The sequence below is a fragment of the Emergencia sp. genome (assembly GCF_048465375.1).
Classification (GTDB): domain Bacteria; phylum Bacillota; class Clostridia; order Peptostreptococcales; family Anaerovoracaceae; genus Senimuribacter.
In genome coordinates this window covers 45,121-52,879 of the sequence record NZ_DBFWLQ010000026.1, presented here as the reverse complement: position 1 = coordinate 52,879, position 7,759 = coordinate 45,121, and the positions used below count along the sequence as shown (strand labels likewise).

The following is a 7,759-nucleotide window of genomic DNA, read 5'->3' as shown; positions in this document are numbered from 1 at the left end:
GGCGAGGCACCTGCGTAACGAAAACAGTGAAATCCGGCAAATCTGCGTAACTGCGTGAGGGTCAGCCGCACATCGACGGTCAAAGCCTGCGCAAGCCACTGCCAGCAGAGGTCTTCTGATGCAGACTGCACCGCTGAAATCCCGCGCGTTTTCCGCGAATTCCAAGCAACGAACTATTGATAAAATACTGCAAAAATGGTAAAATATCTTATTAACGACTAATGATCAAAAGGAAAGAAGAATTAATCATGAATAATGTAAAATATGACGGTGTGTATTATCCGGTGAGGGACGTTTCAGATCTCAAGGATATGATTGCGAAAAGCGCAGAACTGTTTAAAGACCGCCCTGCTTATCTGCAGAAAGATAAACCGGGCGGAACTTTTCAGCCGCTTACCTATGGGGAGTTTAAGGAGAAGTTAGACGCTCTGGGAACCAGGCTCATGGATTTGGGACTGGCTGGAAAAAAGATTGCAGTGATTGGCGAAAGCTGTTACCAATGGCTTTTGACCTATTTTGCAACAGTATGCGGTGTCGGCGTTATTGTACCGCTAGACAAGAACCTTCCGCCAGAAGAACTGAAAAACTTAGTAAAGCGATCCGGTGCCAGTGCGCTGGTTTACACAAAACGCTCGGAAAAGAGCATCAAAGGACTCTTCGAGGAGCGTTTTGATTTAGAGTATTTTATTTCTATGGGGGAAGACGAGCATACAGACGAATATCTATCCATGGATAAGTTGATAGAAGAAGGCCAGAAACTTTTGAAGGAAGGCATCCGCGATTTTGTAGATGCAGAAATAGACCCTGAACAGATGGCGACTTTGATGTACACTTCTGGTACGACCGGTCTGTCTAAAGGTGTCATGCTGTCCCACAAAAACATCGTAGCCAACGTCTACAACATGTCGAAGCTGGTTCATATCCCAGAGGGCGGCATCGTTTTGTCCATACTGCCAATCCATCACGCGTACGAGTTTACCTGCAGCATTTGCACTACTTTCTATCAGGGGCAGACTGTGGCAATCTGCGAGGGCATCAAATATATTCAGAAGAATATGATTGAATCAAAGGCCAATATCGTGTTGGGCGTGCCTCTCGTATTTGAAAAAATGTACAAGGGCATGTGGAAGCAGGCGGAGAGCAGAGGCGAGGCCGAGAAGCTGAGAAAGGCGATCGATCTCTCTAGAAAACTGAAGCTGTATAATAATCAAAAACTGATGAAGAAGCTTTTCAAAGCGATTCATCAGAACTTTGGCAACAACATCACGCTCTTCATCGCTGGCGGTGCGGCCATAGACCCGAAGGTCATCGAGGATTTCGAGGCTATGGGTCTGCCGATGATGCAAGGCTATGGAATGAGCGAGAATGCGCCGATTATTGCAGTCAATCAGGACAGGTATAGCAAAGCGGCTTCCGTCGGAAAACCGATGCCGCAGACAGAAGTGAAAATTGTCAATCCTGACGAAGACGGAATTGGAGAAGTGGCCTGCAAGGGACCATCCGTGATGATGGGCTATTACGACAATCCAGAGGCCACAGCAGAAGTGCTCAGAGATGGCTGGCTCTATACCGGCGACTTGGGTTATTTTGACGAGGATGGATTTCTCTATCTGACAGGAAGGAAGAAGACCGTCATCGTGACCAAAGGCGGCAAGAATATCTTCCCAGAAGAAGTGGAAGCTGTTTTGATGGAAAACGAGCTGATTCAGGAAGTCGTCGTCTATGGTGTTGCAGATGAGAAGGTCGGCAACGTGATGGTTACTGCGGACATTTATCCCAACTATCCGCTTCTGCAGGAACAGCAGGGCGACATGAACAGCAGTGATGTTTATCATTTTTATAAGAAAATCGTGGACGAAGCCAACGAGACGATGCCCGCATATAAGAATGTAAAGCGAATCAATATCAGAGCGACGGAATTTGACAAGACAACCACCGGCAAAATCAAGCGCTACGGAAACAAGACCGAGAATAACGCCGGGAAAGAGGAGACAATGAATTATCAGGAAATAAAAACAATGGAAATGAAACGTGCTAAGGCGTTTGCTAAAGCATTAGAAGATAGTAAAGATCCTTATGTAAGATACAAAACCAGCAGACCGATAACGGATATCAAGCATATGTTTGAGACCAGCGTAGAAGCCTATGGAGATAACGTAGCTTTCATGCAGAAGTTTGAAAAAGATCAGCCATACAGGTCGATCACGTACAGACAGGCCCTGGCCGATGTCAACGGATTGGGCACTGCGCTGATCAACAGGGGACTGAAGAACAAACGAATCGGGATCATCGGGGAGACTTGCTACCAGTGGGAATCCAGCTATCTGGCAACCCTCAACGGAACCGGAATCGTCGTGCCTTTGGACAAAGAGCTGAGCGCTAAGGAACTGGAGCACCTGATTATCGAAGCAGAGGTATCTTGCGTCATCTTCGGCAAGAAGTTCGAAAAAATATTCAAAGAGATGAAGGACAGCGAAAACACGCCGCTGAAGCTTCTCGTAAATTTTGATACAAAGGAACATCAAGATGATATTCTTTCCTGGAGTGCCTTAGTAGAAGAAGGAAAGAACCAGGTAGCGCAGGGTGACAGACAATTTCTCGATGCAGAGATCATCGCAGATGATATGAGTGTTTTGCTGTTCACTTCCGGAACGACAGGCATGGCCAAGGCTGTCATGTTATCCCACAGAAATCTGGCGGAGGATTTGATGGCCGCACCGACCATCCTCAACGTGAATACTTGGGATATCTTCTTCTCAGTGCTGCCAGTGCATCACACCTATGAGTGCACTTGTGCATTTTTGATGCCGCTGTACAAAGGCGCTGCGATCGCATATTGCCAGGGACTTAAATATATCACCAAGAACTTGGAGGAAGTACAGCCTACTATGATTCTGGGTGTGCCGGTTCTGATCGAGACGCTTTATAAGAAGATCTGGAAAAATGTCAGGGCACAGGGCAAGGAGAAACTCCTTACCAGGCTTCTGGCCATGAATAGAAAGACCAAGAAAATTGGACTGGATATCAGCAAGCCGTTTACAAAAGAGATTCTGGCAGTGTTCGGCGGCAGAATGAGAGTCATCATCTCCGGCGGCGCAGCCATTGATCCTGCAATCCTGCAGTTCTTCAACGATATTGGCATCATTGCCGTGCAGGGTTATGGTTTGACAGAGTGCTCGCCGATGGCGGCTTTGAATCCAGATGTGCCGAAGGACATGCGAAATACTTCCGTAGGACATCTGCTGCCTGGCATGGAAGTAAAAGTCATCGATAAAGATGAAAACGGCATCGGCGAAATCTGCTTTAAAGGCGGCAACGTCATGATGGGTTATTACAAGAATCCAGAGGCGACAGCAGAGGTACTGAAGGACGGCTGGTTCTATACTGGTGATCTGGGTTATGTAGATAACGAAAACTTCATATATATTACAGGAAGAAAGAAAAATGTCATTATCACCAAGAACGGCAAGAACGTATTCCCAGAGGAGCTGGAATACCTTCTGGGCAAAATCCCATACATCGCAGAGAGCATGGTATGGGGAGCAGATGGGGAAGACGGTTCTAACGATACGTCCATTGTGGCTACTGTAACCTTAGATGCAGAAGAAGTTGTAGAAACCCTTGGTGAGGATTATACGGAGGAACAGGCGAGAGACTTGATCTGGGAAGAAGTAGATAAGATCAACGAAGACCTCGCATACTATAAAAAAATCAAGAAGGTAAAGATCAGAAAAGAGGACTTCGAGAAAACCACAGGAAAGAAGATTAAACGATTTGTAGATTCCAACAAGGAGGAAAGCAAGTGATGAAGAAGCAGGGTTATCCGAGAGTTGAAATTAATTTGGAATATCTGAAACACAATGTAGAGTACGTTGTGGGCAAGTGTGCAGAAAAGGGTATCCAGGTTGCTGGCGTCATCAAAGGTACCACAGGGATACCGCAGTGTGTCAAACAGTTTGCAGACGGCGGTGTCAAATACATTGCTTCATCCCGATTGGAGCAGTTGCAGGATGCGAAGGATTTTGGCATCGAGAAACCGCTGATGCTGATCAGAATACCGATGCTCAGTGAAATAGAAGATGTCATCAGACTGACTGATCTTTCGCTGAATAGTGAATTGGAGGTGTTAGAAGCCCTAAATGCCGAGGCCGGCAAGCAGGGAAAAAAACACAAGGTTATCTTGATGGCTGACCTTGGAGACCTGCGAGAGGGCTTTTGGGATAAAGAAGAGATGGCAGCTGTAGCAGTGAGGGTTGAAAAAGAGATGGATAACCTGGAACTTGCCGGTGTTGGAACCAATGTAGGCTGCTATGGCTCCATTCTGGCGACAGAAGAAAAGCTTGATGAACTAGTTGCTATTGCCGAAAAGATTGAAGAATGTATTGGCAGACGATTGGAATTCATCTCTGGCGGCGCGACATCCAGCTTTATGAGAGTGATCGATGGTGATATCCCAGAAAGGGTCAATTTCCTTCGAATTGGCGAAGGCATTCTCCTGGCGAGAGACCTGGAACTCTTCTACGGATATGATATGAGTGAAATGCACCAGGATGTTTATACCTTGAAGGCGGAAGTCATAGAGGTTAAAGATAAGCCGTCTCATCCAGTAGGGGAGATTGCGGTGGATGCCTTTGGCCATACGCCGGAATATGTGGACAGGGGAATTCGCCGAAGGGCACTTCTGGCCATCGGTAAAGTTGACTACGGCAGCATCGACGAGATTTTCCCGCAGGATGAAGGCGTGGAAATCCTCGGCGCATCCAGCGATCATACCATATTAGATATTGAAGATGCAAAGAGAGATTTCAAAGTTGGGGATATTGTATCCTTTGGAATCAATTACGCGTCAGTGGTATATGTTACCAACTGCCGCAATGTGCAGATAGTATATAACACTCTGCCCAACAAGCAGGAGGCGAGTTGTTAGGCAGAGCTTATGCTGAAAATCCCCGAATCTGCGATTCGGCTGGATTTTGTCGTACGTGTGAACATTGACAAATGCCCATTTGTAGAGTATAATACGCGGGACGAAGGGCATTACCTGAAAGGAGATTAAGATATGTCAGAAGAAATACTTCTAACCCAGGAGGGTTACGATAAGCTGGAAGCGGAGAGAGACGAACTCGTTTCCGTCAGACGAAAGGAAGTTTCCGAAAGATTAAAGGAAGCGATTTCCTATGGAGACCTTTCTGAGAATGCGGAGTATGATGCAGCGAAAAACGAGCAGGCGGAACTGGAAGAGAGAATTCATAAACTGGAAACCATGATGAGGAATGCGAAGATCATCAACGAAGACGAAGTCTCAGGCGACCAGGTAAACGTCGGTCTTAAAGTGAGAGTAAAAGATACAGGCAGCGGTGAAGAGCAGGAGTTCGTCATCGTCGGTTCCACAGAAGCAGATCCTTTTGCAGAGCCAGCAAAGATTTCCAACGAGTCACTGGTTGGACAGAATCTTTTAGGAAAACGAATCGGAGAAGTGGTCGAGATATTAGTTCCAGACGGAGCATTACAATATAGAATAGAAGAAATCAGCAAGTAAGACAAAGGTGGTAGAGATGAGTACACAAGATAATAACGTGAATGTGAACCCGGAAGTTGAAGAACTTACGGAAGAGAAGCTAAATGAACAGAGACAGATTAGAAGAGATAAACTGAAGAAGCTGCAGGAAGCTGGCAGAAATCCTTTCCTTCAGGAAACATGGGATGTGACGGCCCACAGCATGGATATCAAAGAGAACTTTGATGCTATGGAAGATCAGGAAGTCTCTTGTGCAGGCAGAATCATGGCATTCAGAAGAATGGGAAAGATGGCCTTTATTGACATTCAGGATAAGCAGGGCAGAATTCAGGGCGTTGTTAAGAAAGATGACATCGGCACAGAAGAATACGATTGGTTCAAGACTTATGATATCGGAGATATCGTCGGTGTTGAAGGAACTGTATTTAAAACAAAGGCTGGCGAAATTTCTATTCAGGTAAAGAGACTGGTTCTTTTATCAAAGTCATTACAGGTGCTGCCTAACAAATGGCATGGGCTGAAGGACCAGGATATGAGATACAGACAGAGATATACCGACTTGATCATGAATCAGGACGTAAAGGATATGTTTGTCAAAAGATCTGTGATTATACATGAAATCAAGAGAGTTTTGGAAGAGGACTATGGGTTCCTCGAAGTCGATACTCCGATTCTGACCACCATCGCAGGCGGTGCAAACGCAAGACCATTCAACACCCACCACAACACTCTGGACATCGATATGAAGCTGCGTATTTCCAATGAGCTCTATCTGAAGAGATTGATTGTCGGCGGGCTGGATAGGGTTTATGAGATGGGAAAGATGTTCAGAAACGAAGGCATGGACAGAAATCACAACCCGGAATTTACTTCCATGGAGTGCTATATGGCATATGGAAACATGGAAAGCGTCATGGATGTAACAGAGCAGGTGGTCTACAAGTCAGCCATGGCTGTCAACGGTTCCCCGATCATCAAATACCAGGGTAAGGAGTTTGACGTGACGCCGCCTTGGAGAAGGCTGAACATGGCGGATGCCGTAAAGGAAATCACCGGTGTTGACTTCAGCAAGATTGATACCGATGAGGAAGCGAGAGCAGCGGCCATCAAATACGGCATGGATCCAGAGGATGCCAACAAGTGGACTCGCGGAAAGATTATCGCTGAGATGTTTGAAGATTACTGCGAAGACGTTCCAGGCTACTTGGATGGTCCAGTATTTATCGTAGGACATCCGGTTGAAATTTCACCGCTCTCGAAGAGAGATCCGGAAGATCCGAGAATCACCAGAAGATTCGAGGCGTATATCAACGGATGGGAAATCGCTAATGCCTTTTCCGAGCTTAACGACCCGATTGACCAGTTCGAAAGATTCACTGAGCAGCAGGCACAGCTGGATTCTGGTGAGGACGATGAAGCACATCCGATGGATATGGACTTCGTCAATGCTCTGGAAGTTGGACTTCCGCCGACAGGTGGTCTGGGCGTAGGTATCGACAGAGTCATCATGCTCATCACCGATGCGCCATCAATCAGAGACATCATTCTTTTCCCAACCATGAAGCCGTTAGAAGGTGAGGGTCCAAAGAAAGCCGCACCGCAGGCTCCACTAAAGAGAGAAGAAATCGACTTCTCAAAGGTAAAAGTCGAACCTTTATTTGAAGAGGATGTTGATTTTGATACATTCAGCAAGTCTGACTTCAGAGCCGTGAAGATCAAAGACTGTGAAGCCGTGCCAAAGAGCAAGAAGCTTTTGAAGTTTGTCCTGGACGACGGAACTGATACAGACCGCATCATCTTAAGTGGAATCCACGAGTATTACGAACCGGAAGAACTGATTGGAAGGACGGCAATCGCAATCACCAATCTACCGCCTAGAAAGATGATGGGCATCGATTCCTGTGGCATGCTGATTTCCGCAGTCCATGAGGAAGACGGAGAAGAAGGTCTGAACCTTCTGATCGTAGACGACCGCATTCCAGCAGGCGCAAAGCTGTACTAAAAGAAAAAAGTTTAGGATCCATTCCGGATGATAGTCTGGAATGGATCTTGTTTTTTTATTATGTGGGAAATATCGCCCGAAGGACGTATTTCCTATGTTTCATCTTTTGGCGTAAAGTGCAGAAGGATAAGAAAGCAAATAAGGGTCAGCTAGAACGCCTCCCTAAGATTTAATTGAATTTTCACTATCGTTTGAATTCCTTGTGATTCTAAGATATAATGTAAACGGTTGTAACTAAC

Annotated in this window: 4 protein-coding genes; all 4 read left to right on the top strand. The window is 46.1% G+C overall.

From position 1 onward, the window contains the following. Positions 1-248 precede the first annotated feature (248 nt). Positions 249-3,806, top strand: a complete 3,558-nt coding sequence (locus ACMQ5W_RS18980) for an AMP-dependent synthetase/ligase (protein ID WP_419026562.1) — start codon at positions 249-251, stop codon at positions 3,804-3,806. Next, entirely contained in the window at positions 3,806-4,927 is a 1,122-nt protein-coding gene (locus ACMQ5W_RS18975; RefSeq protein WP_419026564.1) for an alanine/ornithine racemase family PLP-dependent enzyme, read from the top strand. The genes ACMQ5W_RS18980 and ACMQ5W_RS18975 overlap by 1 nt, the downstream gene beginning before the upstream one ends. A 132-nt stretch (positions 4,928-5,059) precedes the next feature. Continuing rightward, positions 5,060-5,539: a transcription elongation factor GreA gene (gene greA / locus ACMQ5W_RS18970; protein WP_148493958.1), complete on the top strand. Its 480-nt coding sequence runs from the start codon at positions 5,060-5,062 to the stop codon at positions 5,537-5,539. A gap of 16 nt (positions 5,540-5,555) precedes the next feature. Beyond that, positions 5,556-7,520, top strand: a complete 1,965-nt coding sequence (lysS, locus tag ACMQ5W_RS18965) for a lysine--tRNA ligase (protein WP_148493959.1) — start codon at positions 5,556-5,558, stop codon at positions 7,518-7,520. Positions 7,521-7,759 lie beyond the last annotated feature (239 nt).